The sequence below is a fragment of the Pseudomonas sp. Emmai genome (assembly GCF_055179735.1).
This window is the reverse complement of record NZ_CM143685.1, coordinates 4,135,166-4,160,634: the sequence shown is the minus strand read 5'-3', so window position 1 is coordinate 4,160,634 and position 25,469 is coordinate 4,135,166. Positions and strand designations below refer to the sequence as shown.

Here is a 25,469-nt window from a genome sequence, read left to right as displayed (position 1 = left end):
TCACACCTCAATCTTCAAAGAACTCAATGCGCCGTACTTTTTGGCCAAGGATTTCTTGCGTTTGTTTACGAAACCTTTTACTTCGTGGTTAGAGTAATGAAAGGCCTTGTGATTTTGATGAGAGATTTCGTCTAAACTTCCTAACTGCGCGGTGGCGTGCTCTTTCGGACTCAAGCTAGTATGGTATAGCGGTGTATAAAACAGATGGCGGCTGTACGAAGCCATTACTTTAATAGCAAGGAATCTTCCTTCAACGGCTTTGTCAATATTTTCTTCGATCCATTCACGACTCATTTGAACTAATAATGATTTTGGTCTTTTGGTAGGACTTTCTTTGTCCTTGGAAGTCGTTTTATTCTTTTTGCCGCTGTGTCCATTGTTTTTGCTTCTACTTTGATCAGGTGCTTCAATTTGCTCTATGGGTTCTAACAGTTCACTAGGATCGGCTACTCCGGAAATATTTAATTTTGAGCTTATTCCAGGCTTTCGGGTGTTGTTGGGTTTACGCATGAATTTAGGCGCATCTTCATCTCGGCTTGCCTTCGCCTCGACTATGGCGAATTTTTTGCCCTCGTTATTTGCCGGATTAGCTCGCCATACTGCATCAATACCCGTTCCATTCGCACCATCCGTTAGCTTGTAGAGGACGTGTTTTGCCTTCGGACTTCCTCCCGCCGAGAGTTTCCCTGTCTTACTTGCACTCGGCACACCCTCCAACCATTTCCCATCCGCCCCTTTATCATGCCCATCCCAATCCTTACCCCAACCAAACTCCACCGCACAAATGTAGTCGGCAATATGCTCCCCACTAACCCCCAGCCCTTCATTCAAAATGCCGGAAGGGGCTTGAAGGCCTACTTTGGAGGCTTCAACTTGGTTGGAATGGGTGCCGCTGGCGCCGTCCTTGCCCTTCGCCGCAACAGCCGAGTCTTTGCTTGCAGGCTTTTCCGCTCTTTTCGGGTGACTTGACCCGGAGGAAGCCGCCGAGCTATTACGCTGCATCCCTTTCCATTTAACCAACCGCTTCTCAACAATCCCCACCATGGCGGGCATGTTGTCGCGGGAGGCGGAGAGGACGGTGACGACGGATGTTTTTGCCCAGTTTGGAAGGCTTTGGAACGTCGATGAGCCTTTGACGCCGGTGATGATTTCGTCGAGTTCAACGCGCAGTTTGCCGGCATCGAATATTTGCTTGAGCAGTTCTTCGGGGCTGGTTTTGATTCCGCATTCTTGCAGTACGAAGCGCAGCAGGTCGAAGAGTACCGGGGCGTAGCGCTGTGGGTCTTTATTGACGATGCGCAGGCTTTTCTTCAACCCGTCGCCCGGCCCTGGAACCCAGCCGATGACGGCCATCAACAGGTCAAATTGAGCTTCTTCCTTACCGTCGGTCGACTCTGCGTTGTAGAGGACGATAGCGGATTCGATCGTGTCGTAGGCGTCGATCGCCTGGCCAAGAAACGGCACGGCGCCGAGGGCGATGCCTTTTGCCAGTTCTATCGCGGCTTCTTGGTAAGCGGCGCTACGGTCTTCGTCACCTTCGTTTGCGCTCTCAACTACTTCGTCACTCATGACAGCCTCCCTGCGGCTTTCTCCACCAATGCTTGTAAATCAACCTCGTCCGGGTCCAGGCCGAGCTTGCGTAAGTCTGCGTTAACCTTTTCGTCAGAGTTCTGTACAACCGTGACGCTTTCACGGGTGTACGGCCGTGGATCCTCGCCGTAATACACTTTGGCCGGTCCTTTCGGTACGTCCTCCAACCGGGCAAAGCCGTCATCGTCCAGCACGCCTTCACGGGTCGAGCCGTCGGCAAAGTCGACGCGGTAGGCCGCGCCCGGTACAGGTTCAAGGTTGTCGTAGTGCAGGTTCAATTCCAGCCAGGTCGGATTGGACTTGGCTTCTTTCATCAGGCGACCGGCGATGTCGGCGGCGGCGAGGCCTGGAATCAGCGGAGCGAGGATGCCGATGCCAGTGCCAGAACCCGGCCCACCACCGGAGTTAACCTTCACATTCGCCCCACTAATCGTCACCCCCCCCCGCATCCACCTTCACAAAGCTCCCGCCAGCCTTCGCCGTCAGCTCCATGCCACCCTCAACCACAACCTTTTCCCCAGCGTTGTAGTGAATCTCCTGGCCCGCCTCGACAAACAGCGCCGTCCCGACCTTCACATGCTGGGTCACGCCAACGGTGAGGTGGTCATTCGCCCGGGATTCGGTCTTGCGATCCAGGTGGGTGATGCGGTGTTCTTCGACCTTGAATTCGCTGAGAACATTGGCCTCGACCGTGTCGTGGCGCTCGTTGCCGACACGAATCTTCTGGTCGTGCTCGATGTTTTCATCCCAATCCCGTTGGGCGTGGAGGTAGATCTGTTCCGCACCTTTCTTGTCTTCGATGCGAAATTCGTTGTAGCCCTTGCCACCCGGTGAGCTGAGGGTTTTGAAGGTGCTGCGGGTTTTGTTGGCCGGCAGGTCGTAGGGGACGACGTTTTCCTTGTGGTACAGGCAGCCGGTGACGAGCGGTTGATCCGGGTCGCCTTCCATGAAGGACACCAGCACTTCCATGCCGATGCGCGGGATGGCGATGCCGCCGTAGGCGTTGCCGGCCCAGCCGGTGGCGACGCGCAGCCAGCAGGTAGTGTTGTCGTCGGCCTGGCCGTCGCGGTCCCAGAAGAATTGGACTTTGACCCGGCCGTATGGGTCGGTGTGGATTTCTTCGCCCTTGGGGCCGGTGACGATGGCGGTCTGGCTGCCGAGGATTTTGGCTTTTGGGTGTTCGAGGGCAGGGCGGAAGTGCGCGTCCCACGGGGTCGCGAGGAAGCGGTTGCGGTAGCCCTGGTGGAAATCGTCTTTATTGTCGGTGACGTCGCTGGTGGTGTTTTCGCCGAGCACTTGCGGCTGTTTGCCTTCGTGCACGACTTCCAGCAGCAGCCAGAGGTCGTTCCACTCGGCACGCGGGTGTTCGCTCAGGGCCAGGAAGTGGCCGCTGACCAGGGTCGGCTCGTCGCTTTTGCCTTCGGCGAGTTTGTAGTCGCTGCGATGGCGCTCAAGGGCGCGGGTCGCCAGTTGCTTGCCGCGCTCGCGGTCGGTGAAGCGGCCGGGGTAGTCGTAGTCTTCGAGGTCCGGGGCGAAGGGGCTTTTGGCGGTGCCTTCGGGGAGGATGCGTGGTTTTTCGAAGTCGTAGTCCCGGCGGCTGACGCGGGTGGTGCGGGTTTCCAGGCGCAGGTTGAAGCGCTTGATCACCGGTTTTTCGGCGGCCATGCCGGAGTCTTGCTGGTAGCTCACGGGTGCGAGTTTGCGGAACACCGTCTGGTCATCGCCGAACACCAGTGTGTGGCCGCTGGCGGAGTGCTGGAAGTGGAAGTGAATGCCTTCTTCTTCGCACAGGCGCTGGATGAAATGCAGGTCGGATTCGTCGTACTGCACGCAGTAGTCGCGTTCGGGGTAGACCGCGCCGAGTTGGAAGCTGTAGGCATCGGCGAGGATGCCGCGCGCTTCGAGGACCTGGCCGATGATCTTCGGTACGGTCAGGTGCTGGAAGATCTGCTGGTCATGGTTGTGCCGCAGGTAGGCGAGTTGCGGCACCAGGCTGACGCTGTAGCGCGTGAGCTTTTTGCCGGAATCGCCTTGTTCGATGCGGTAGACCAGGCCGTGGATGATGCCTTCGCCGGTGGCGCCGAAGGTCAGGCAGCCAGGCTTGTGCAGCAGCTCTTCGAGTTTGAGGTCGGGGCGGGCGCTGACCAGTTCGATGTCGAAACAGAACGGCTGGTTGAGGGCTTCGCAACCGACGAAACTGAGCACTTGAAGGTCGGTGGAAACACCTTCCAGCGTGAGGGAAATATGGGTTGCGTTCGCGTCCAGCATGCCTTGAATTCCGTCCTTTGAATAAGCTGGGGCGGATGGTGCAGGATTAACCGGGCACGTTCAAGGCGCAAATGTGCCAGTCCGAAGGGGCTGGCAAATAGCAGCTATTGAAAGGTCTTTGTCAGGCTGTACTCGATGCCGTGGTTTGTGGAATTTGAGCTACTCGTACTGATGCTTGATTTTCTTCATGCGCGAACCATCGGTCTAGATGGTTCTGTAACTTTGGTAGTTCAGAACGATCACCATATACATCTGCTAATAGAAGCTTTTGTTTGGTCAAATTGCGTATATGATCCAATGTGTTGTCGGTGGCAGCTAATTCTTTTTTGTTGTACTGAATAGCCGCGTTGATTTCCTTTTGGCGGTTTTCCAGATCGGAATAGGACATTCGCTGCTGGGCTATCGTTGCCCGATCCTGAGGGCGACCGTAAATAACCCCACCTGGATACTCATCCCGCGCGCTTTGTTCCCATTGTTTTAAAGCCTTTTGATATTGTTGAATATCTGTGGCTATACCGTTTCGCTCTGTTTCTGTGACAACAGTTCCGCCCTTTGATTGAGCTTCCTGCCAGCGTTTGAATGTAGCCCAGCAGTTCGGTATGTATCCTCCGAGCATACTGTGCTCTGCCGCCGAGAAAATCTGGCCGATAAAGGACGCGCGGGCTGGCATGTCAGCATCGGCGAGTTCTCTAATGCATTTTGTCATCGCGGCCTCTTCAATACCCTCACAACCGGGTTTCCACAATACAGATGAAACTATTCCGCGTGGTAGCTTGACTGGCATGAAATGACGCTGTTCACCTTGATGCCAGTAAGGGTTACCACCAATACGTGTCAATCCAGCTGCAAAGAATATACCGCCTACTGGCGGACTAGCACCAGTAACAACCAGAGCTGCACCTGTACTCCAAATGGACTTATGGGTACTCATCCAAGGAGCGGGGACACTTGGAACAGGGTCATTATGATTGACGATACGATGGTGTATAAGCGCTTTCGCCGACTCAACAAATACAGAATCACCTGCGCGAGGAGAGCCAAATGTGTAGAGAATTACGTTTTTATCGTAGTTGTTACGTATCCATTCGGCGAGCAGGAGTGCAATAGCGCCGCCCAGACTATGGCCGCAAACCATCACTCGCTGGTCGGCAGTTCGGAATCTATCCAAGTAGACAGCAACGAATTTTCTAACTGCCAAATAGCCTTCATGAAATCCTTGGTGAGCTTTTCCGGTGCCACCGTCTATGGGCACTTGTTGGGCATCGGCGTCTCGCCATTTGTCCCAGTTTTCTTGAGTACCCCTCACGGAAATCAATATCATGCGATCATCATGGGTCGCGTAGGCTTGAGTGTCTGTATTGGTGAAGTCCGTCATCCCATTGCGACTGTCATTAAAAAAATGGACAGTACTAGGGGTCTCTTGATTTTCCCCAGCTTGGTTTTCTGAGTAGAGGTTTGGGTCGTACGGAACAATTTCCAAACGTTTCGAGTAGGGAACGTCTTCAACTAACGGAAACCATGCCTTGCTGGCATCAGCATAATATTTTGGTTCCTTGCCACACGCCAGTTGCGTTTCTAATACGTGGCCAATGGTGCCGAGTTTTGGATAAGTAAATATTGTGTCGTCTTTAATTTTTTCGTCAGGGGATTGGCCGAATTCACCATAGCTTAATGTGCTAAGGATTGACATTTGATATAGATTTAAAGCGTTAAACTCAGGCGATATGGAGATTAGCGGGCGAAATGCTCGTAACGCTCTAACTTCTAATACGTAGTGTTTTTCTGGAAGTAATGAAATGCCGTGTGTTGGAGTGGGGTTGTAAAATTGTTTTGTTAAGTTCGCTGGGCCGCTTGGTAGCGGGAATGATAGTTTTGCTGGTGGCGGAAGATGGCTTGAGTGCAAAACCAGATCGCGCACTTCGACTTGATATAATTTCCCTTTTTCTGCAGATGCGCGGTAGTGTCCTTTTGTCTGGACTCCTTCTGGCCGGTGCAGAGTTTGCTCGGCAGCAGCTTGTAACGCGGTTATTGCCAGTTTGTAAGATGTTCTGACCATCAACCGTTCATACCAGACATCGACACCCGTTTTATAGGGCGCCGGAAAGCTCAGGACCAATGGCCCGCTATAACACCCTTCGAGTCGAGCATATCCATCAGAGTCAAGAGTGCCATTATGTTTCGTCCCTTCCGAGTCTACAGCCTCAAAATCAAGACCTGAATATGGGGTGCCATCACCAAATTCATCTACCAAGCGAAAACTAATCCACTGTCCTGTTACAGGGCATCCGAGGCGTTTATCATTTAGCAGAGGCTTTTCTATGCTAGTCATAACTGGTCCTTTATTCAGTGCAGCCTGGATAAACAGTGCACTCGCGTCCATTCATCTTAAAGGTTTTAAAGACAGGAGGGGTTTGGCATCGGATTGTCTTATCTGTTTCGATGCATGGTTTCCACCCCGCGTCGACTTTTCCCCAGGTTTCTTTTGATCCAGGTTGTTCTTCGCGCGCCAACTTATAACGCATGACGATTTCTTTCCCGGCTAACTCGTTCCTCTGAACGAGTCCGCCTGGTTTACGCTCCGAATAAATATCATTCGAAGTGCCAAAAGTTGCATCAGCGGCAGCGCAAGATAATATTTTGGATATTCCGTCTTGTTCAATTCGCGCTCTACTGAGCTGGAATTTCCAAGTGCAAAGGCCTCGAAAGACCAAGTCTTTTGATAAGACGCTATCGTGCTCTTGTGAAGTGGATGAGTCTCGTATGGATATTCCACCACTGTCTTCACCGACATCCATCGGAGTAGGGCCATAGCTGCCACTAATAAAGGTATCTACTTTTGTTAGCTTCATCGTGCAATCAGAAATATAGAATATAAGCGGTATGTCGAAGCTGATAGTTTGTTCGGTGGTTTTTGCGGGTGCATGGTCAGTTTTTTGTTGTTGCCTAGTAACCGTCCCCCCTAATCCAGAACTATAAAATTTGCAGCTTTCTCCGGGGGATGGGGAGTAATGTGCTTTTGAAGTGAACTCTAGGTTTGCCGGAATTACGGCTGATAATTTAAAGTGATCAGGCCCATAATGACTTGCCGCATTTAAGACTGCCTCTTTCGTTGTCTGCCCGGCCCAAGTGCAAGCGCCTGTCATTGGTAATGTTAAAAAAAATAGAGTCTTGACGACGCGTGTTAGAAAGCCGATATACATTAAATCCTCCTCATTCTGTGCAGTTAGGGTAGACGGTGCAGTCACGTCCATCCGGCATTTTGAAGGGTTTGAAGTCAGTAGTATTACCGCGACAAAACGCATAGGGGTCATCGAGGCTATGACCCTTGCAGCGTTTCCAGCCAGTGGGAAATTTCACCCAGGTATCACCCACGGCCGGACTCTCTACGCTTGAAATAGCGAAAACTACCCTAACTGTCTTTCCGGTTAGTTGATGAAGTTGTAGCGGACCTTTTGCAACTGTGCCGCTTGCTTGTTCAGGTGTAGCGACAGATTTACACTTCAGAATTTTAGCGATGTAACGATTACTTCCGACGGTACGGAACAACCATTCACACTGCTTTCGCAATAACAGAGGAGTAGGTGAGTCCTGGCTATCTGCGATCCCGTCCTGGAACGTAAGGCCCGTGTAATCCCTGCCTAAATTCAGCCGGGCAGCGCCGTACTTTGCATCTACTTCATATCCAAAGCTTTTAAGTACTAAAGGACAACCACCTTCCGTACTTGTCAGCGGAACTTCAAACCGTGCCGTTTGTGCCGCATTACTCAGCTCCTGTTCAAAAAACTTACGCCCCGGATGGCTCCTGCCAGTCTTTACGGGTACAGAACACATTTCCCCCATACGAGGCACATAAGACGCTTCTCCTTTGATGCTGAACCCCGGCGGCAACTCCGTCAGCAACGTAAAACTGTCAGCTGGCTTGATGGCCGAACAACCAGACACCGCCCACGCCAATGCAAAAGACCAGGGCAAGCGCCTCAATAACCGTTTAGCCGCGCCTGACGCCTTAACCTCACTCACGCTCAGACTTACCCAAGCTCGCATCAAACACTCGCTGCGTTCGCTCGAAATGCTGCTCTGGTTTCTCACCCGTCAAAGGCTGCCAAGCCACGTCCTCGGCGCATTTAGGGTCGAGTCTCAGGCTGAGCATGAATTCCCGCTGATCAGGTGTGTTCCACTGCCAGGCTTCGAGCAGGTCCATCTGTTCTTCCAGCCATTCGCGAACATTACGGGTTTCGGATAGCTTGGCGGCAGCCTCGACGTGGTGCACCAACAACCAGCGTTTCAGGTTTTCGCGCAGGATGGCGCGGCTGCGGTCCGGTGAGTTGGGGATGCGCAGCCATGGCGCCGGGTTAGGCACCGGGAACAGGCCGGGGCGGGAGTTATCGGCGGTTTTCCATTGGTCCTCATCCCAATACAGCACGCTGCTGATCGGACCTAACAACAACGGTCGTTCGGTCTCGCTCAGGTTGGCGAGACAGCGGGCCAGTACGCGATTGTCCTGGAAGCGGAACAGTGAGCGTTCGCCGTCTTCATCAATAATCATCCGCGCTCGCCAGTGTTGGGTCAGGCCATCGAGGTCGGATTGTTCCATGCTCCCGATCCAGCCCCAGTTACGCTGTGGGTCGTCGAGCAGCTTGCGGAAGGCATCGGCGCTGGAGTTGGGCAGTTCGGCCAGCCATGGGCTGATGGGGGCGAATTCAACGTACTGGGTGCCGCGATAGAGTTGCACCGAGCGCTGCATCAGGCCGGCGCTGTACAGCGAGGTGACCGGGTTGGGTTCGGCGAGGCTGTCGAGGGCCAGGATCAACACACGATTGAGCCGGGCTTGTTCGTCCAGCCAATGATTGAGTACGTCGCTCATGCTGTCGCCCCCAGGTCGCACTTGCCTTCGCGGCAGGCTTCGCAAATCGGGCAGCGGATGTCGCCAGCCGCGCGGGCGGCTTTGGCCATGGCCATTTGCACGGCGGCCGGGACGAGCGGGGCGCCGGGCTTGTCCCTGGCGGCGGCCCAAGGGATGACAGGGTCGAGAATCTGGATCCCCGTGCCAGAACCCGGCCCACCACCCGAGTTAACCTTCACATTCGCCCCACTAATCGTCACACCCCCCGCATCCACCTTCACAAAGCTCCCGCCAGCCTTGGCCGTAAGCTCCATCCCCCCCTCAACCACAACCTTTTCCCCAGCGTTGTAGTGAATCTCCTGACCCGCCTCGACAAACAGCGCCGTCCCCACCTTCACATGCTGAGTCACGCCAACCGTGAGGTGGTCATTCGCTCGGGATTCGGTCTTGCGATCCAGGTGGGTGATGCGGTGTTCTTCGACCTTGAATTCGCTGAGAACATTGGCCTCGACCGTGTCGTGGCGTTCGTTGCCGACGCGGATCTTCTGGTCGTGCTCGATGTTTTCATCCCAGTCGCGTTGGGCGTGCAGATAAATCTGTTCCGCACCTTTCTTGTCTTCGATGCGAAATTCGTTGTAGCCCTTGCCACCCGGTGAGCTGAGGGTTTTGAAGGTGCTGCGGGTTTTGTTGGCCGGCAGGTCGTAGGGGACGACGTTTTCCTTGTGGTACAGGCAGCCGGTGACGAGCGGTTGATCCGGGTCGCCTTCCATGAAGGACACCAGCACTTCCATGCCGATGCGCGGGATGGCGATGCCGCCGTAGGCGTTGCCGGCCCAGCCGGTGGCGACGCGCAGCCAGCAGGTAGTGTTGTCGTCGGCCTGGCCGTCGCGGTCCCAGAAGAATTGGACTTTGACTCGGCCGTACTGGTCTGTGTGGATTTCTTCGCCTTTGGGGCCGGTGACGATGGCGGTCTGGCTGCCGAGGATTTTGGCTTTTGGGTGTTCGAGGGCAGGGCGGAAGTGCGCGTCCCACGGGGTCGCGAGGAAGCGATTGCGGTAGCCCTGGTGGAAGTCGTCCTTGTTGTCAGTGACGTCGCTGGTGGTGTTTTCGCCGAGCACTTGCGGTTGTTTGCCTTCGTGCACGACTTCCAGCAGCAGCCAGAGGTCGTTCCACTCGGCGCGCGGGTGTTCGCTCAGGGCCAGGAAGTGGCCGCTGACCAGGGTCGGCTCGTCGCTTTTGCCTTCGGCGAGTTTGTAGTCGCTGCGATGGCGCTCAAGGGCGCGGGTCGCCAGTTGCTTGCCGCGCTCGCGGTCGGTGAAGCGGCCGGGGTAGTCGTAGTCTTCGAGGTCCGGGGCGAAGGTGCTTTTGGCGGTGCCTTCGGGGAGGATGCGTGGTTTTTCGAAGTCGTAGTCCCGGCGGCTGACGCGGGTGGTGCGGGTTTCCAGGCGCAGGTTGAAGCGCTTGATCACCGGTTTTTCGGCGGCCATGCCGGAGTCTTGCTGGTAGCTCACGGGTGCGAGTTTGCGGAACACCGTCTGGTCATCGCCGAACACCAGTGTGTGGCCGCTGGCGGAGTGCTGGAAGTGGAAGTGAATGCCTTCTTCTTCACACAGGCGCTGGATGAAATGCAGGTCGGATTCGTCGTACTGCACGCAGTAGTCGCGTTCGGGGTAGCCTGCGCCGAGTTGGAAGCTGTAGGCATCGGCGAGGATGCCGCGCGCTTCGAGGACCTGGCCGATGATCTTCGGTACGGTCAGGTGCTGGAAGATCTGCTGGTCATGGTTGTGCCGCAGGTAGGCGAGTTGCGGCACCAGGCTGACGCTGTAGCGCGTGAGCTTTTTGCCGGAATCGCCTTGTTCGATGCGGTAGACCAGGCCGTGGATGATGCCTTCGCCGGTGGCGCCGAAGGTCAGGCAGCCAGGCTTGTGCAGCAGCTCTTCGAGTTTGAGGTCGGGGCGGGCGCTGACCAGTTCGATGTCGAAACAGAACGGTTGGTTGAGGGCTTCGCGACCGACGAAACTGAGCACTTGAAGGTCGGTGGAAACACCTTCCAGCGTGAGGGAAATATGGGTTGCGTTCGCGTCCAGCATGCCTTGAATTCCGTCCTTTGAATAAGCTGGGGCGGATGGTGCAGGATTAACCGGGCGCGTTCAAGGCGCAAATGCCGTGCTTGAGGGTAGGGAAATCCCCTATGTGCAGGGTTTCGGTCAATGAATGCGGAGCTTTAGACCTGACCGGTTCCAACAGGAGGGGACTCGAACTGAAGAACTGCCAGTCAGTTTCAGACTAAAGTCGCCTTCAACCCGTAAAAGCCTTGTGCCATCATCGCCGTTCACCCCCGTGTGTTCACTTCACTCTGGCCCGTCACCGGTCCAGGGCGGAAGCTATTTTCTGGCTTATTGCGCCTTGCGCAAACGCTGCACTGTTGGAGCTTTTTTTCATGCGTCCCCCATTTCCCCTCATCACGGCCCGCCAGTCATTCGGCTTCGGCGCTCTAGCCCTGTGCGCCGGTTTTACCGGGTCGGTCCAGGCCAGCGGTTTTATCGACGACACCACGGCGAAAATCGAATCGCGTACGGTGTATTTCAACCGCGACTTCCGTGATGGGCACACCAGCAACGACCAGGGCGCTTCCAAGCGTGAGGAGTCGGCGCAAGGTTTCATTCTCAATCTGCAATCGGGTTATACCGAGGGCACGGTCGGTTTCGGGATCGATGCATTGGGCATGCTCGGGCTCAAGCTTGATTCCAGCGCCGACAGCAGCAACAGCGGCTTGCTGCCGTCGTCCGGCGAGAACCCGCGCGGTTCGAAGGACCAGTACGCCAAGCTCGGCGTGACCGCCAAAGTGCGGGTCTCGCAAAGCGTGTTGAAGTACGGCGCGTTGCTGCCGGACCTGCCGCTGCTCAAGTACAACGACGGCCGTCTGCTGCCGACGATGTTCAACGGCGCGATGCTGACCTCCAAAGAGGTCAAAGACCTGACCTTCATGGCCGCGCGATTGGACAAATACACCGCCCGGGATTCGACGGATGCGCAAGACATCCGCGTGCACTGCAAGAACAAGCGCTACGCCTGCAATGTCACCGCTGACCATTTCGACATGTACGGCTTCGACTACAAGATCAACGAGCGCCTGACTGCCCAATACCATTACGCGGAACTGGAGGACATCTACCGCCAGCACTTCGTCGGTGTGTTGGCCAACCAACCGTTGGGTGACGGCGTACTGAAGGCTGATCTGCGACTGCTGAAAAGTGCCGACAGCGGCGCCGCCCGTGCCGGTTCCATCGACAACCGTGCCCTGAGCGGCATGCTGTCGTATGCGTTGAGTGGCCACACCTTCAGCGCCGGCTGGCAGCGCATGAATGGCGACAACTCGATGCCGTACCTGGATGGCACCAACCCGTACCTGGTCAACTATGTGCAGGTCAACGACTTCGCCGCCGCGCAAGAGCGTTCGTGGCAGTTGCGCTATGACTATGACTTCAAGGCGATTGGCCTCAACGGGCTGAGTTTCCTGACCCGTTATGTGAACGGCGACCATATCAAGGTGCTGGGCAGCGCTCAGGACGGGAAGGAGTGGGAGCGCGACAGCGAGCTGAAGTACCTGGTGCAGAGTGGGACGTTCAAGGACGTGAGTTTGCGTCTGCGCAATGCGACGTACCGTACCAATTACGAGAAGTTTGCCCGGGACGTGGATGAGACCCGGTTGATCGTGAGTTACAACTTCTCGGTGTTGTGACCGGTAGGACTTTGTAGGCGCTGCCGCAGGCTGCGATCTTTTAGAAGCAAGATCAAAAGATCGCAGCATTCGGCAGCTACGGGGTTTAGAGCCAATGCCAGAACCGGCTCCAGAACCCGCGATTCAGATCGTTCTTGCACCCAGCGTATTGCTGCGCATACAGATCGGATCGACCCTGGACCTTGCCGGCCGTGGCCACCAGCCACGCTTTGCTGGCGTAAGTTTTCTGGCGATAGCCGCCCCAGCCTTCGTGATAGTTGAGGTACTGCCCGTAGGCGTCGTATTTGTAGACGCCGTTGATGCTGGCGGTTTTGTCCATGTACCAGCCGACAAAATCGATGGCGTCATCGAAATCCTCGCGGTCGGCCCCACCTCTGCCTGTGCTTTTCTGATAGTCGGACCAGACCTCGTCCTTGGCCTGGGCGTAGCCCGACGCCGTCGACACCCGGCCCCACGGGATGATCCAGAGCAGGTATTTGCGCGGCGTCTTGGCGTCGTAGCGATAGCCGGACTCTTGATACATGATCGCGAAGGGCACCTGGATCGGCACGCCCCAGCGTTTTTGCGTGACTTGCGCGGCGTCGTACCAGTCGCTCTTTTCCCGGAAGATCTCGCAGATATCGTTGGGGGAGCGGGGCGGCGAGGTGCTGCAACCGGCCAGCACTGTCGTGAGTAATACAAGCCCAGCTGTTTGCCTAGAGTTCAAAAGCCCGTCTTCCCGTCATGCGCTTAAAAAGGGCGACAGTTTACACAGGACCTTTGATCGTTCCCACGCTCTGCGTGGGAATGCCTGGTCGGCGCGCTCCGCGTTCGGCTCTGGATGGGACGCGGAGCGTCCCGGGCTGCGTACCTACGCAGAGCGTGGGAACGATCGGTTCAGTGCAAATCCAACTGCTGCCGATACGGCAAATCCGGCCCGGTCTTGCTGCAGGTCAGCGCCGCCGCTTGCACCGCAAACTTCAACATCCCGTCTATCTGCTCCCGACTCAGGCGCTGCACACCGTCCACCGAATCCAGCTGATGCTCGGTCAGCCAGGTAATCAACGCAGCCTGGAAGGTATCGCCAGCCCCGACCGTATCGGCAATCTTCACCGATTGCGCCGGCACCGACCACGAACCATGGGCCCGACTGAACACCGTCGCGCCTTCGCCGCCACGGGTCAAAAACACCAACTGACAGCGATGCTGCAACCAGCCTTCAATGACACGCGCCGGGTCTTGCTCGGGGTAGAGCAGGCTCAAGTCTTCATCGCTGACCTTGATCAGGTCGGCCAACTTCACCAGTTCGGCAATCCGCGAACGCCACAGGTCGATGTTCGGCTCTGGATTCAACCGCACATTCGGATCAAGGCTGATCAGGCGTTTACCGCTTTCGCGACCCACCAACGCCAGCAAGGTGTCGGCAATCGGCTGCACCACCAGCGAGTACGAACCAATGTGCAAACCGCGCACTTCAGGCCTCAGCACCGGCAGATGCTCCAGGCGCAATTGCCGATCCGCGCAGCCTTCACCGCGGAAGCTGTAATGGGGCGAGCCATTGGCGCCGACCGCGACCATCGCCAGGGTGGTCGGCGCGGCGAAGTCCACCAGGTAATCCGGGCACACACCTTCGTCCTGCAACACGTGCTGCAAGCGGCGGCCGAGGTAGTCGGTGGACAACCCGGCAAACAACGCCGAATCCACGCCCAAGCGGCGCAAACCCACCGCGACGTTGAACGGCGAACCGCCGGCAATCGCCTTGAAATTCACTTTGGACGCCAGACCGCTGGCATCGTCTTCGCTGAAGAAATCGAACAGCGCTTCGCCACACACCAGATACATAGAATTGTTCGCTCTTTAAAGGGTTGCGACATGCTGTTGATAGCGTTCGTAAGCCTGCTGCGCGGCCGCCACATTCTCGGTGATCGGCAGGGTTTCGCTGGCCAGGTCGAGTTTCACGCAGCGCTCGCACAAGTCCGCCAGGGTGCTTTCGTGGCCGTTAGACCAGGACTTGCACCACGCCGCTTGAATCGCCGCGCCGAGGGCGGCGGCTTCGCTTTGTTCGGTGCAGATCACCGGGGTGTTCATGATGTCGGCGACGATCTGGCGCCACACCGGGCTTTTCGAGCCGCCGCCGATCAAGCAAATGCTGCGGCTTTGTAAGCCATTTTGCCGCAGCAGGTCCAGTCCGTAACGCAGACCGAAGGTCGTGCCTTCGACGGCGGCGCGGCACAGGTTGGCCTGGGTCAGGTTGGTCATGGTCAAGCCGTGCAGGCTGCCGGTGGCGTGGGGCAGGGCGGGGACGCGTTCGCCGTTGAGGAACGGCAGCATGCACACGCCGTCCGCACCGATCGGCGCCTGTTCGACCAGAGCGTTGAAGCGCTCGATATCCAGCTCGAACAACTCGCGAACCACCCCGGTGGCATTGGTCAGGTTCATGGTGCAGATCAACGGCAACCAGCCGCCGCTGGAGGAGCAGAACGTGGCGACCGAGGCGTCCGGGCTGACTTTGGGCTGTTCGGCATAGGCATAGACCGTGCCCGAGGAGCCCAGGCTCATGGTGATCGCCCCGGGCTGGATGTTGCCGGTACCGATGGCACCCATCATGTTGTCGCCGCCGCCGCTGGACACCAGTGCTTGCGGGTTGATGCCCAGGTGTTCGGCGATGCTGGGCAGGACGGTTCCTACCGCTTGGTGCGCATCGATCAGCTCCGGCAGCGCCGCTTGCAGGCGCCCGGTGGGGTCGATGTCGCGCAGCAGCTGCAAGTCCCACTGGCGGGTGCGCACATTGAAATAACCGGTGCCCGACGCGTCACCGTATTCGCTGCAACTGCGGCCGGTGAGCCAATAGTTGAGGAAGTCGTGGGGCAGCAGGACTCGGGCGATGCGCGCAAAAATCTGTGGGTGTTGTTCTTTGGTCCAGAGCAGTTTGGACACGGTGTAGCCCGGCGCGATGACGATGCCGAGGCGTTCCAGCGAACCTTTTTCGCCACCCAGATGCGTCAGCAGACGATCGTTTTCCGGGGTGGATTCCGTATCGCACCAGAGCTTGGCCGGGCGCAGGACCTGGCCTTGATCGTCGAGCAACACCAGGCCGTGTTGCTGGCCGGAGACGCCGATGCCGAGGATGTCCTGGCCGTCGACGTTGGCGGCGAGCAGGGCGCGTCGGGTGGCGAGGGCGAAGGCTTCCAGCCACTGATTGGTGTCTTGCTCGCGCCGACCGTTGGCGCCGCTGATCAGGGTGTGGGCGGCGGCGCCCTGGCCCAGCACTTGACCGCTGACCGCGTCGAGGATGATGGCTTTGGTGCCTTGGGTGCCGCAGTCGATGCCGAGGAATCGTTGTTGGTTTGCCATGGATGACCCTACCGAAGATCGTTCCCGCGCTCTGCGTGGGAATGCCTCAATGGACGCTCTGCGTCCGCTTATGGATGGGGGACGCGGAGCGTCCCGGGCTGCATTCCCACGCAGAGCGTGGGAACGATCAGGCGGCGAGTACTTTTTCCAGGGTTCGGGTCACGCCCACCTCTCGCAAGCTGTTGCAGCACCACTCAAACGCCGCGACAAACTCCGCCGAACGCGGGATCGCCGTGCCAAAAATCTCATCGACCTCCAACAACCGCTGGGTGATCAACGCATCATCCGCCACCAACGCCTGACAGAACGTCGCCCGCGGATCGGGAATCGAATAGGTATCGCCATTCTCATCCACGCCCTTCAAATACAAGGCCCAGGCCGCCACCACCAACGCCGCACGCTTGGTCTCCTGGCCGTCAGCGATCAGGCGATTAATCGTCGGCACGGTGAATTTCGGAAACTTCGAGGAACCGTCCGAACACACCCGCTCCAGTTGATCGGCAATCGCCTGATTGGAAAACCGCGCCACCAGAGTGTTCTTGTATTGGGTCAGGTCGATCCCCGGCACCGAAGCCAGTTGTGGCGTGACGTCGAGGTCCATGTAGGCGCGCATGTAACGCACGAACAGCGGATCGTTCATGGTTTCGTGGACGAAGCGGTAACCCTTCAAAAAACCCAGGTAAGTCAGGGCCAAGTGGCTGCCGTTCAGCAACTTGATCTTCATTTCTTCGTAAGGCGTGACGTCGTTGGTGAACTGCACGCCGACCTTTTCCCAGGCCGGGCGGCCGTTGACGAACTTGTCTTCCAGCACCCATTGCACAAACGGTTCGCAGACCACCGGCCAGGCGTCGTCGATCGCGGTTTTGTCGTGCAATTGCAGTTTGTGCTCGGTGCTGGTCATCGGCGTGATGCGGTCAACCATGGCGTTGGGGAAGCTGACGTTCTGGTCGATCCAGTCCCGCAGATCGGCATCGCGCAGCGCAGCGAAGGCCAGCAGTGCCTTGCGGGCTACCGCGCCGTTGTGCGGCAGGTTATCGCAGGACATCAAGGTGAACGCTGGCGTGCCGGCGGCGCGACGTTTGGCCAACGCGGAGCAGAGAAAGCCGAACACGGTTTTCGGTGCGTTCGGGTGCGCCAGGTCGTGCTGGATCAGCGGCAGATGGGCCATGAACTCGCCGTTGCTGTCGTCGATGCAGTAGCCGCCCTCGGTGATGGTCAGCGAGACGATGCGGATCTGGGGGCTGGCGAGTTTGTCGATCAGCGCCTCGGCGCTGTCTTCGGCCAGCAACATGTCGCGGATCGCGCCGATCACCCGGACTTCGGCGTCAGCGTCGTCGCCCAGTTCAAACAAGGTGAACAGGTAATCCTGTTCCTTCAGATCGTCCCGGGCGCGACGGTCTTCGGCACGCAGGCCGACCCCGCAAATCGCCCAGTCGAGGCCTTCGCCGGTGTTCATCAGCGCATCGGTGTAATACGCCTGATGCGCCCGGTGGAAACCGCCGACGCCGATGTGGGCGATGCCTTGGTGCGTATCGCTCAGGGCGTAGGCGGGCAGTGCCACCTCAGGCGCGAGGCGATTGAGGTTCTGTTTATTCAGTTTCATCGCATAGTCTCGTCAGGCAGCGGCGCGCAGTGGGCGAGTTAACGCCACGCCGTCGGCATCGAATAAATGGCAGTGTTCGGCGTCCAGGTGCAGGCTCAGCGACTCACCGTAACGGCTGGCCAGGTCACCGCGCACGCGCATGGTCAGCGCTTCGCCGGAGGTGGTCACCACGTGGCAGAAGGTGTCGCTGCCCAGGCGTTCGCTGACGTCGGCGGTGACTTGCAGGGTGCAGTCGCCGGTTTGCGCCAGGTTCAGGTGTTCCGGGCGAATCCCCAGGGTTACGGGGCCGCCGACGCTCAGATTGGCGCCGCTCAACGGCAGGGTGATGCGGGTGCCGGCGTCGAGCAGGACTTCGACGTTCTGGCTTTCAACACGAGTGACTTTGCCCTTGAGGAAGCCCATTTTCGGCGTGCCGAGGAACCCGGCGACAAACAGGTTGGCCGGCTGGTGATACAGGTCCAGCGGCGAGCCGACTTGTTCAACTTTACCGCCATTGAGCACCACGACTTTGTCGGCCATGGTCATGGCTTCGACCTGGTCGTGGGTCACGTAGATCATGGTGGCTTTGAGTTCTTTGTGCAGACGCAGCAGTTCCAGGCGCATCTGCACCCGCAGGGCAGCGTCGAGGTTGGACAGCGGTTCGTCAAACAGGAAGATTTTCGGGTTGCGCACGATGGCGCGGCCGATGGCGACCCGTTGGCGCTGGCCGCCGGACAGTTGTTTCGGCTTGCGTTCGAGCATCGGCCCGAGTTCGAGGATGCGTGCCGCTTCGCCGACTTTCTTCTCGACTTCGGCTTTTGGCACGCCGGCCAGGTCGAGGGCGAACGACATGTTCTTTTTTACGGTCATGTGTGGGTACAGGGCGTAGGTCTGGAACACCATCGCCAGGTCGCGCTTGGCCGGGCTGACTTCGGTGATGTCGCGGCCATCGAGTTCGATGGTGCCGCCGCTGACTTCTTCAAGGCCCGCGATCAGGCGCAGCAGGGTGGACTTGCCGCAGCCCGATGGACCGACGAACACCACGAATTCCTTGTCGTTCACTTCCAGGTCGATGCCCCTGATGATGGAAAAGCCTTCGAAGCCTTTTTGCAGATTCTTGATTTTCAGGTTGGCCATGATGATGGGCCTCCACATGTTTTTATTGATTTGAGCCTGGCTCCTACAAGGATCGGATTCCGGGCTACTTCACTGCACCAAACGACAGGCCGCGGACCAGTTGTTTCTGGCTGATCCAGCCGAAGATCAGGATCGGCGCACACGCCAGGGTCGATACCGCCGACAACTTGGCCCAGAACAGACCTTCGGGGCTTGAGTACGAGGCGATCAACGCGGTCAACGGTGCGGCTTTGGACGAGGTCAGGTTCAAGGACCAGAACGCTTCGTTCCAGCACAGGATCAGCGACAGCAGCACCGTGGAGGCCAGGCCACCCTTGGCGATGGGCAGCAGCACGCGGACCATTTCCTGCCACAGCGTTGCCCCGTCCAGCCGTGCGGCTTCGAGGATGTCTTTGGGGATGTCCTTGAAGTAGGTGTAAATCATCCAGACCACGATCGGCAGGTTGATCAGGGTGTAGATCACGATCAGCGCGATACGCGTATCGAGCAGGCCGAAACTCTTGGCCAGCAGGTAGATCGGCATCAGCACGCCCACCGGTGGCAGCATCTTGGTGGAGAGCATCCACAGCAGCGTGCCTTTGGTGCGTTTGGTTTCGTAGAACGCCATCGAGTAGGCCGCCGGCACCGCAATCAGCAGGCACAGGGCCGTGGCGCTGAAGGAAATCACCACCGAGTTCCAGGCGAAGCTGAAGTAGTCGCTGCGCTCGTTGATGTGCAGGTAGTTTTCCAGCGTCGGGGTGAAGATGAATTGCGGCGGCGTGGCGAACGCGTCGATTTCGGTTTTGAAACTGGTCAGCACCATCCAGAAGATCGGGAAGAAGATCAGGATCGCGATGGCCCAGGCCAGGGTGCCGAGCAGCAGGCTTTGCAGACGGCGGGATTGTTGAAGAGTCATGGCGCAGGCCTCAGGCTTTGTCTGTCAGGTTTTTGCCGATCATGCGCACCAGCACGATGGCCGCGACGTTGGCAATCACCACCGCGATCAAACCGCCGGCGGACGCCATGCCCACATCAAACTGCACCAGCGCCTGGTTGTAGATCAGGTAGGCGAGGTTGGTCGAGGCGTAGCCGGGGCCACCGTTGGTGGTGGTAAAGATTTCAGCAAACACCGAGAGCAGGAAGATCGTTTCAATCATCACCACCACCGCAATAGGCCGCGCCAGGTGCGGCAGGGTCAGGTGCCAGAAGATCGCGACCGGACCGGCACCGTCCAGGCGCGCGGCTTCTTTCTGTTCCTGGTCCAGCGACTGCATGGCGGTCATCAGGATCAGGATCGCGAAGGGCAGCCATTGCCACGAGACAATGATGATGATCGACAGCAGCGGGTAGTGCGCCAGCCAGTCCACCGGTTGTGCGCCGAACAGCTTCCAGACGTAGGCGAGAATCCCCGACACCGGATGGAAAATCAGGTTCTTCCAGATCAGCGCGCCGACGGTGGGCATGATGAAGAACGGCGAAATCAGCATGACCCGCACGATGCCGCGACCGAGGAACTCACTGGCCTCCAGCAACGCACTGATCAACACGCCGAACACCACGCTGATCAGCAGCACGCTGCCTACCAGCAACAGGGTGTTGGTGGCGCCGGGCAGGAAGCCCGAGTCGGTGAGGAAATAGGTGAAGTTCTCCAGCCCCACGAACTCGTTCTCGCCGGGGTTGAGCAGGTTGTAGCGGATCACCGAGAAGTAGAGGGTCATGCCCAGCGGCACGATCATCCACAGCAGCAACATGACCACCGAAGGGCTGACCAGAAACCAGCCGGGATTGGCCAACCGGCTTTTACGCACCGGTTGGGGAATGTCCATTTGAGCTTTGGCAGTTGAAATATTCATGGCGATAGAACCAATTAAGAACAGGCAGGTGAAGATCAACTGTAGGAGCGAGGCTTGTGTGGCGAGGGAGCTTGCTCCCGCTGGGTCGCGAAGCGACCCCAAAAGCTTTGCGACTGCTTCGCAGCCGAGCGGGAGCAAGCTCCCTCGCCACAAAAAGCGCTCCTACAGAGGGCGCGGGTTACTTGGGATAACCGGCGCGCTTCATCTCACGTTCGGTGGTTTGCTGGGCGGCGGCCAGGGCCTGGTCGACCGTGGTCTGACCGATCAGCGCTGCCGAGAACGACTTGCCGACCTGGGTGCCGATGCCCTGGAATTCAGGAATGGTCACCAGTTGGATGCCGATGTACGGCACAGGCTTGACGCTCGGTTTGCTCGGGTCGGCGGCTTTCAGCGACTCGAGGGTCACTTTGGCGAACGGCGCGGCTTTCATGTAGGCCTCGCTGTAAGTTGAGGCCCGGGTGCCTGGCGGTACGTTGGCGATGCCGTCTTTCTCGGCAACCAGTGCGCCGTACTCCTTGGAAGTCGCCCAGGCACTGAAGGTTTTCGCCGCGTCCTTGGCCTTGGAACTGGTCGGAATCGCCAGCGCCCAGGAGTACAACCAGGCCGAGCCTTTATCGGTGACTTCATGGGGCGCATAGGTGAAACCGACGTGCTCGCTGACCTTGCTTTGCGTCTTGTCGGTGACGAAGGAGCCGGCGACGCTGGCATCGACCCAGATCGCGCACTTGCTGCTGTTGAACAGCGCCAGGTTTTCGTTGAAACCGTTGCTGGAGGCGCCCGGTGGGCCCGAATCCTTCATGGTCTGCACGTAGAAGTTCAGCGCGTTCTTCCACTCGGGGCCGGTGAATTCCGGTTGCCACTTCTCATCGAACCAGCGCGCGCCATAGGCGTTGGCGATGGTGGTGATCAGCGCCATGTTCTCGCCCCAGCCAGCCTTGCCGCGCAGGCAGATGCCGTACTGTTCTTTATCTTTATCGGTGAGTTTCTTCGCGAACTCGCTGATCTGGGTCCAGGTCGGGCGCTCCGGCATTTCCAGCCCGGCGTTCTTGAACAGATCGGTGCGGTAATAGGTGATCGAGCTTTCGGCGTAGAACGGCAGAGCGTACAGCGAACCCTTGACCGACAGGCCTTCACGCACCGACGGGAACACGTCGTCGAGGGCGTAGCTGGCCGGCAAGTCCTTCATCGGCTCCAGCCAACCTTTGGCGCCCCAGAGTGCGGCTTCGTACATGCCGATGGTCAGCACATCGAACTGCCCGCCCTGAGTCGCAATGTCGGTGGTCAGGCGTTGGCGCAGGACGTTTTCTTCGAGCACCACCCAATTGAGCTTGATGTCCGGATGCTCGGTCTCGAAGGTTTTCGAGAGCTTTTGCATGCGAATCATGTCGCTGTTGTTGACGGTGGCAATGGTCAGGGTCTGGGCGCCGAGACTGACGCTGCTGAGGGTCATGCAGGTGAGGGCAAGCAGAGCTTTTACAGAAGGTTGCATCGAGCACTCCTTTTCTGTACCCGGCGGGGCCAGAAGGACAGTTATTGTTTTTGTGTCTTCCTGATGAGGGAAGAATGTGCACTGATTACAGCCTTCAATTGCGGATGTGACAAATCATCCATCGCACTTGAATCGATACTTTTTTGCACTGGGGTTTTCGGTGGGAAGTACGGGGTAGGGCTTTTAGATGATTGTCGGTGATGAAATGCGTACAGGTTTTGTAGGGAAACCTGTAGGAGCGAGGCTTGCCCGCGAAGGCGTCTTTTCTGACACACCGCCTTCGCGGGCAAGCCTCGCCCCTGCAAAAAAGCATTTAACCGAGGTTTTGCTCGGTCAAACGTTGGACCGCCAACCGCCGGTAATGGGAAGGGGTCATGCCCTTGAGTTGCTGAAACCGGCGGTTGAAGTTGGAAATATTGTTGAAACCCGACTCGAAACACACATCGGTCACCGGTTTATCGCCATCGGCCAGCAGTTCACAGGACTTGCTGATGCGCAGGCGATTGACGAATTCGATGAAGCAGCGCCCGGTGGCCTGCTTGAACACTCGACTGAAATACGTCGGCTTCATACCCAGGTGCTCGGCGACTTCTTCCAGCGGCAGTTCCCGGGCGTAATGGGCAAAGATGTAATCCACCGCCCGGTTGGTGCGGTCAACGTTGTGTTCATCCGCCAATGGCGTGGTCGTGGCGCCCGACAGCAGTTGGTAATCATCGGACGCCGCGAGCAATTCCAGCAAAATCAGGAAATGCCCGAGCCGGGTCACGCCTTGGGTGTCGGCGATGCGCTGCATCAGGGTCATGGCCTGGCGGATGGTGCGCTTGCAGCGAAACTCGATGCCGTACTGCGCGCGCTCCAGCAAGGGCACCAGGGTCTTGAGTTCGGCAAACACCAGGTGACCGCTGTCGAACAACTCATCGGTGAAGTTGACCAGCATGTCGCGTTTGGGCACCACTTCGTCTTCGGCGACCTGGCTGATCCAGTTGTGCGGCAGGTTGGGGCCGGTCAGGAACAGCGTTTCCGGGTAGAAGTTGCCAATGTAATCACCGATGAACACCTTGCCGGAACTGGCGACGATCAGGTGCAGTTCGTATTCCTTGTGGAAATGCCAGCGCACTAACGGGCATGGGAAACCATGCTGGCGATAGATGATGGACAACCCGTTGTGGTCGTCCATCAACTCGTAGGAAGGATCGGTTATTCGGGCGGATCGGCTCATGGCAGGGCACTTTTATTGTTATTGCCCGCTGATGATGCCTCTTTCCGGGCCAGTTATGCCAGCGACTGCCTGAGTTGTGCCGCCTTCATGCTGTTGGCGACCCAGCAATAACCGACAATCTGCGACTCGTCGAAGAAGTCGGTGCTGATGATGCTGCATTGCGTCACCCAATCCCGGGAGGAGTGGAACCAGTCGTTGATGTGTTGCTTGATGTCCACCGGCCCGCCGAGGAAGGTGTAGCTGGTGGCGGTCAGGGACCACAGGTAATGGCCGTACCGGGGTGTGTCCAGGGTGCGGGCGATATGTCGGCGCAACTCGTCCACGTTGGTGAGCCGGGAGCCGCTCCACCGATGGGGGATGGTGCCCCAGAAATAATCCAGGTCCAGTTCCACCGATTTGCGGGAGGCGAGAACCACGCGTTTCTTGCTGCTCGCCGCCTTGAGCTCCCCAAGGGTCTTTTCTTCATCGTCGGGTGCAATGGCCCGGGCGCCGAGGCGTTGTATCAATAAGTCGCTGAGTTGCCGGTAGTCAAAGTGCTGGTCGCCATTACCCAATTGGTGAAAGTCGAGGACGATGAATTCATCCGGGTTGCGGTCGAGAAAGCTGTTGACCGCATCGATCAGCTCATCCAGCACCCTGTGCGACTGATAGCCGTTGTGGTGAAAGTAATAAGAACCCCTGGGCGAGCCGGGCAGGTAGCCCAGGCGCAAATCGAATGCCCGGGCACCGTTGGCCAGTTGCCAGGCAAAGGAGTCGTTCTGGCAGGTGGTCCAGTTGCCGATGATGACTTCGTAATTGGGGGCTTTTTTGTCCATGCCCGAGTTGTGCGTGCCGGGCCAGATGAGATCGGTGATTTTCATGCGGTCGATGTCGGGGACTTTGCTCATCCAGCATTGTTTGTCGACATTGGAAGTGGGGCTGTTGGTCATGGTGCAAGGCTCCTGCCTGTGGCTCGGCCCCCATCCGTGGGGCGCGAGGAATCGTGAAAAAATCACCTGATGCCCAAGAGCCTAGAAGCCCGGCAGGTGATTTTCAATGCACAGAAACATCCACATAAATATAGCCTTGCGCCACTTTCCTCAGGTCAGTTATCACCCGCGAGAATCAGAAATATCCGACTCGACGTGACGATTTTTCGCCTCGATCCATTGGGCCATGTACTGCGTGCTTTTGTGCGCGTGGTGGCGAAGCATGGCGCCGGTGAAGTTGTCGCGACGGCGCTCGGCCAGGTCACGCCGACAGGCTTGCAGGCGCTCGATCAAGGCCGGGCCGTGGTCTGACTGGCGATATTGGGCGCTGAGCAATTGGTCGCCATGTTGTTGCGCCTGGGTCCACAACGCCTTGTCCTGATACAGCGCAACAGCCGCGGCGGCCAGCGCTTCAGCGGATTCACCAATGACCCCCGGCCACGGCAGGCCATCGCTCATGCCCTCGGCGCCGATGGGCGTGGTGACGCTCGGCGTGCCACACAGCATGGCATCGACAATCTTGCCCTTGATCCCCGCGCCAAAGCGCAGCGGTGCCAGGCAGATTCGCGCCGCCGACATCACCTGCAATGCATCCTCCGCCCAGTTCATCACGTGAAACCCTTGGGCGGGGTTATGCAACGCGGTGGCTTTGGGCGGCGTGTAAGCGCCATAAAGATGCAACTGCGCACCGGGTAGTTGCTGACGGATCAATGGCCAGACTGCGGTTTTCATCCACAGCACGGCGTCCCAGTTCGGCGCGTGACGGAAGTTGCCGATGCTGAGAAAGTTCGCCCGAGCTTCAAACGGGGTATGGGCCGCCGTTGGCAGGGAGGGCATCAACGGACACCAGTGCAGCAAGTCCCGCGGCAGCTTGAACTGTTCGACCAGCAACTCGATTTCCACTGGGGAAATCATCAGGCTCAAGTCGCAACGATACAGCGCAGCAATCTCGCGTTTGGCCAGGTCGGTGCCGGCCATCAACTCGAACTCCTCACGGAGCGCCGGGGCAAACAGATCGCCGAAGTCGTTCTCATCGGCACTGGCCTTCAACCGATCCTTGAGCCGCTGGTGCCGGGCATGTCGCAAGCTTTGCAGATCGGAAGTTTCGAGCACGCGCAATGCGTCGGGGCACTGTTTCTCCACGCGCCAGCCGAATTGCTCTTCCATCATGAATTGGTCGAACAACACGATATCCGGGGCCAGTTCGCGGATAAACGTATCGAAACTGCTGTTATTCAGCTCAATCGCACATTCACGAATGCCCAGGGCGGCGAGGTCGGCTTTGTGTTCGCCGACGCCCGCTGGGCTGCTGAAGGTGATGTCCCAGCCTTGCTGCAAAAACGTGTCGAGAATTTGCATCACATGGCCACTGGCTGCCGAAGAGCGGGGTTCGGGCCAGACGTAACCAATGACCAGGACTTTGATGGGGGGCAGGCTCATGGGGCATTCCTGATGAGGGCGCAAGG

At 57.9% G+C, this 25,469-nt stretch carries 18 protein-coding genes and 1 pseudogene; 1 reads left to right on the top strand and 18 read right to left on the bottom strand.

The genetic code is table 11. The annotated features are described in order from the left end of the window. The 7 genes and pseudogenes from ACY4LX_RS19115 to ACY4LX_RS19085 all read right to left on the bottom strand — a co-directional run bounded on the left by ACY4LX_RS19115 (window position 1) and on the right by ACY4LX_RS19085 (window position 10,791). Window positions 1-1,569: a hypothetical protein gene (locus ACY4LX_RS19115; protein ID WP_463257446.1), complete on the bottom strand. Its 1,569-nt coding sequence runs from the start codon at window positions 1,567-1,569 to the stop codon at window positions 1-3. Continuing rightward, a pseudogene (locus tag ACY4LX_RS19110) lies at window positions 1,566-3,858 on the bottom strand (type VI secretion system Vgr family protein). The gene ACY4LX_RS19115 and the pseudogene ACY4LX_RS19110 overlap by 4 nt, the downstream one beginning before the upstream one ends. 121 nt (window positions 3,859-3,979) lie before the next feature. Further along, window positions 3,980-6,187: a lipase family protein gene (locus tag ACY4LX_RS19105; protein ID WP_463257445.1), complete on the bottom strand. Its 2,208-nt coding sequence runs from the start codon at window positions 6,185-6,187 to the stop codon at window positions 3,980-3,982. 10 nt (window positions 6,188-6,197) lie between these two features. Then, on the bottom strand, window positions 6,198-7,058 hold the full coding sequence (locus ACY4LX_RS19100; RefSeq protein ID WP_463257444.1) for a hypothetical protein: 861 nt from the start codon (window positions 7,056-7,058) through the stop codon (window positions 6,198-6,200). 10 nt (window positions 7,059-7,068) lie between these two features. Further along, window positions 7,069-7,878 carry a hypothetical protein gene (locus ACY4LX_RS19095; RefSeq protein WP_463257443.1) on the bottom strand — a complete coding sequence of 270 codons (810 nt, stop codon included), beginning with the start codon at window positions 7,876-7,878 and terminating at the stop codon, window positions 7,069-7,071. After that, window positions 7,871-8,722 (bottom strand): DUF4123 domain-containing protein, encoded by an 852-nt coding sequence (locus ACY4LX_RS19090; RefSeq protein WP_463257442.1) that lies wholly within the window; start codon window positions 8,720-8,722, stop codon window positions 7,871-7,873. Before ACY4LX_RS19090 ends, ACY4LX_RS19095 begins: the two co-directional genes overlap by 8 nt. Further along, on the bottom strand, window positions 8,719-10,791 hold the full coding sequence (locus ACY4LX_RS19085; protein WP_463257441.1) for a type VI secretion system Vgr family protein: 2,073 nt from the start codon (window positions 10,789-10,791) through the stop codon (window positions 8,719-8,721). The genes ACY4LX_RS19090 and ACY4LX_RS19085 overlap by 4 nt, the downstream gene beginning before the upstream one ends. Window positions 10,792-11,141: 350 nt before the next feature. On the opposite strand from ACY4LX_RS19085, the gene ACY4LX_RS19080 reads away from it, so the two are divergent. Further along, window positions 11,142-12,443 carry an OprD family porin gene (locus ACY4LX_RS19080; RefSeq protein WP_463257440.1) on the top strand — a complete coding sequence of 434 codons (1,302 nt, stop codon included), beginning with the start codon at window positions 11,142-11,144 and terminating at the stop codon, window positions 12,441-12,443. An 85-nt stretch (window positions 12,444-12,528) separates the two neighbouring features. On the opposite strand, the gene ACY4LX_RS19075 is transcribed toward ACY4LX_RS19080, so the two are convergent. From ACY4LX_RS19075 to ACY4LX_RS19025, 11 genes are all read right to left on the bottom strand, one after another. Beyond that, on the bottom strand, window positions 12,529-13,149 hold the full coding sequence (locus tag ACY4LX_RS19075; RefSeq protein WP_149661641.1) for a transglycosylase SLT domain-containing protein: 621 nt from the start codon (window positions 13,147-13,149) through the stop codon (window positions 12,529-12,531). A gap of 170 nt (window positions 13,150-13,319) precedes the next feature. Further along, on the bottom strand, window positions 13,320-14,264 hold the full coding sequence (locus ACY4LX_RS19070; RefSeq protein WP_463257439.1) for a carbohydrate kinase family protein: 945 nt from the start codon (window positions 14,262-14,264) through the stop codon (window positions 13,320-13,322). 15 nt (window positions 14,265-14,279) lie between these two features. Further along, complete coding sequence (gene xylB, locus ACY4LX_RS19065) at window positions 14,280-15,776, bottom strand: xylulokinase (RefSeq protein WP_463257438.1); 1,497 nt, start codon at window positions 15,774-15,776, stop codon at window positions 14,280-14,282. 127 nt (window positions 15,777-15,903) lie between these two features. Beyond that, a complete protein-coding gene (locus tag ACY4LX_RS19060; protein WP_463257437.1) occupies window positions 15,904-17,379 on the bottom strand; it encodes a mannitol dehydrogenase family protein in 1,476 nt (491 codons plus the stop codon). Between the two features lie 12 nt (window positions 17,380-17,391). Further along, on the bottom strand, window positions 17,392-18,495 hold the full coding sequence (locus tag ACY4LX_RS19055) for an ABC transporter ATP-binding protein (protein ID WP_463257436.1): 1,104 nt from the start codon (window positions 18,493-18,495) through the stop codon (window positions 17,392-17,394). A 64-nt stretch (window positions 18,496-18,559) separates the two neighbouring features. Continuing rightward, complete coding sequence (locus ACY4LX_RS19050) at window positions 18,560-19,390, bottom strand: carbohydrate ABC transporter permease (protein WP_054046221.1); 831 nt, start codon at window positions 19,388-19,390, stop codon at window positions 18,560-18,562. Between the two features lie 10 nt (window positions 19,391-19,400). Beyond that, entirely contained in the window at window positions 19,401-20,300 is a 900-nt protein-coding gene (locus tag ACY4LX_RS19045; protein WP_256672338.1) for a carbohydrate ABC transporter permease, read from the bottom strand. 205 nt (window positions 20,301-20,505) lie between these two features. Continuing rightward, window positions 20,506-21,816: an ABC transporter substrate-binding protein gene (locus tag ACY4LX_RS19040; RefSeq protein ID WP_463257435.1), complete on the bottom strand. Its 1,311-nt coding sequence runs from the start codon at window positions 21,814-21,816 to the stop codon at window positions 20,506-20,508. Window positions 21,817-22,129: 313 nt separating this feature from the next. Further along, window positions 22,130-23,035 (bottom strand): AraC family transcriptional regulator, encoded by a 906-nt coding sequence (locus tag ACY4LX_RS19035; protein WP_149660331.1) that lies wholly within the window; start codon window positions 23,033-23,035, stop codon window positions 22,130-22,132. Window positions 23,036-23,088: 53 nt separating this feature from the next. Beyond that, the gene (locus tag ACY4LX_RS19030; RefSeq protein ID WP_149660332.1) at window positions 23,089-23,964 is read right to left on the bottom strand and encodes a PI-PLC domain-containing protein; all 876 of its coding nucleotides are present in this window, start codon (window positions 23,962-23,964) and stop codon (window positions 23,089-23,091) included. A 162-nt stretch (window positions 23,965-24,126) separates the two neighbouring features. Beyond that, entirely contained in the window at window positions 24,127-25,443 is a 1,317-nt protein-coding gene (locus ACY4LX_RS19025; RefSeq protein WP_463257434.1) for a glycosyltransferase, read from the bottom strand. Window positions 25,444-25,469 lie beyond the last annotated feature (26 nt).

What these genes read in the sequence shown, in the direction of transcription:
- ACY4LX_RS19040 (WP_463257435.1), bottom strand. Translation starts at nt 21,816, where the DNA reads ATGCAACCTTCTGTAAAAGCTCTGCTTGCCCTCACCTGCATGACCCTC.
- ACY4LX_RS19060 (WP_463257437.1), bottom strand. Translation starts at nt 17,379, where the DNA reads ATGAAACTGAATAAACAGAACCTCAATCGCCTCGCGCCTGAGGTGGCA.
- ACY4LX_RS19070 (WP_463257439.1), bottom strand. Translation starts at nt 14,264, where the DNA reads ATGTATCTGGTGTGTGGCGAAGCGCTGTTCGATTTCTTCAGCGAAGAC.
- ACY4LX_RS19045 (WP_256672338.1), bottom strand. Translation starts at nt 20,300, where the DNA reads ATGGACATTCCCCAACCGGTGCGTAAAAGCCGGTTGGCCAATCCCGGC.
- ACY4LX_RS19025 (WP_463257434.1), bottom strand. Translation starts at nt 25,443, where the DNA reads ATGAGCCTGCCCCCCATCAAAGTCCTGGTCATTGGTTACGTCTGGCCC.
- ACY4LX_RS19080 (WP_463257440.1), top strand. Translation starts at nt 11,142, where the DNA reads ATGCGTCCCCCATTTCCCCTCATCACGGCCCGCCAGTCATTCGGCTTC.
- ACY4LX_RS19085 (WP_463257441.1), bottom strand. Translation starts at nt 10,791, where the DNA reads ATGCTGGACGCGAACGCAACCCATATTTCCCTCACGCTGGAAGGTGTT.
- ACY4LX_RS19050 (WP_054046221.1), bottom strand. Translation starts at nt 19,390, where the DNA reads ATGACTCTTCAACAATCCCGCCGTCTGCAAAGCCTGCTGCTCGGCACC.
- ACY4LX_RS19090 (WP_463257442.1), bottom strand. Translation starts at nt 8,722, where the DNA reads ATGAGCGACGTACTCAATCATTGGCTGGACGAACAAGCCCGGCTCAAT.
- ACY4LX_RS19105 (WP_463257445.1), bottom strand. Translation starts at nt 6,187, where the DNA reads ATGACTAGCATAGAAAAGCCTCTGCTAAATGATAAACGCCTCGGATGC.
- ACY4LX_RS19030 (WP_149660332.1), bottom strand. Translation starts at nt 23,964, where the DNA reads ATGACCAACAGCCCCACTTCCAATGTCGACAAACAATGCTGGATGAGC.
- ACY4LX_RS19035 (WP_149660331.1), bottom strand. Translation starts at nt 23,035, where the DNA reads ATGAGCCGATCCGCCCGAATAACCGATCCTTCCTACGAGTTGATGGAC.
- xylB (WP_463257438.1), bottom strand. Translation starts at nt 15,776, where the DNA reads ATGGCAAACCAACAACGATTCCTCGGCATCGACTGCGGCACCCAAGGC.
- ACY4LX_RS19115 (WP_463257446.1), bottom strand. Translation starts at nt 1,569, where the DNA reads ATGAGTGACGAAGTAGTTGAGAGCGCAAACGAAGGTGACGAAGACCGT.
- ACY4LX_RS19055 (WP_463257436.1), bottom strand. Translation starts at nt 18,495, where the DNA reads ATGGCCAACCTGAAAATCAAGAATCTGCAAAAAGGCTTCGAAGGCTTT.
- ACY4LX_RS19100 (WP_463257444.1), bottom strand. Translation starts at nt 7,058, where the DNA reads ATGTATATCGGCTTTCTAACACGCGTCGTCAAGACTCTATTTTTTTTA.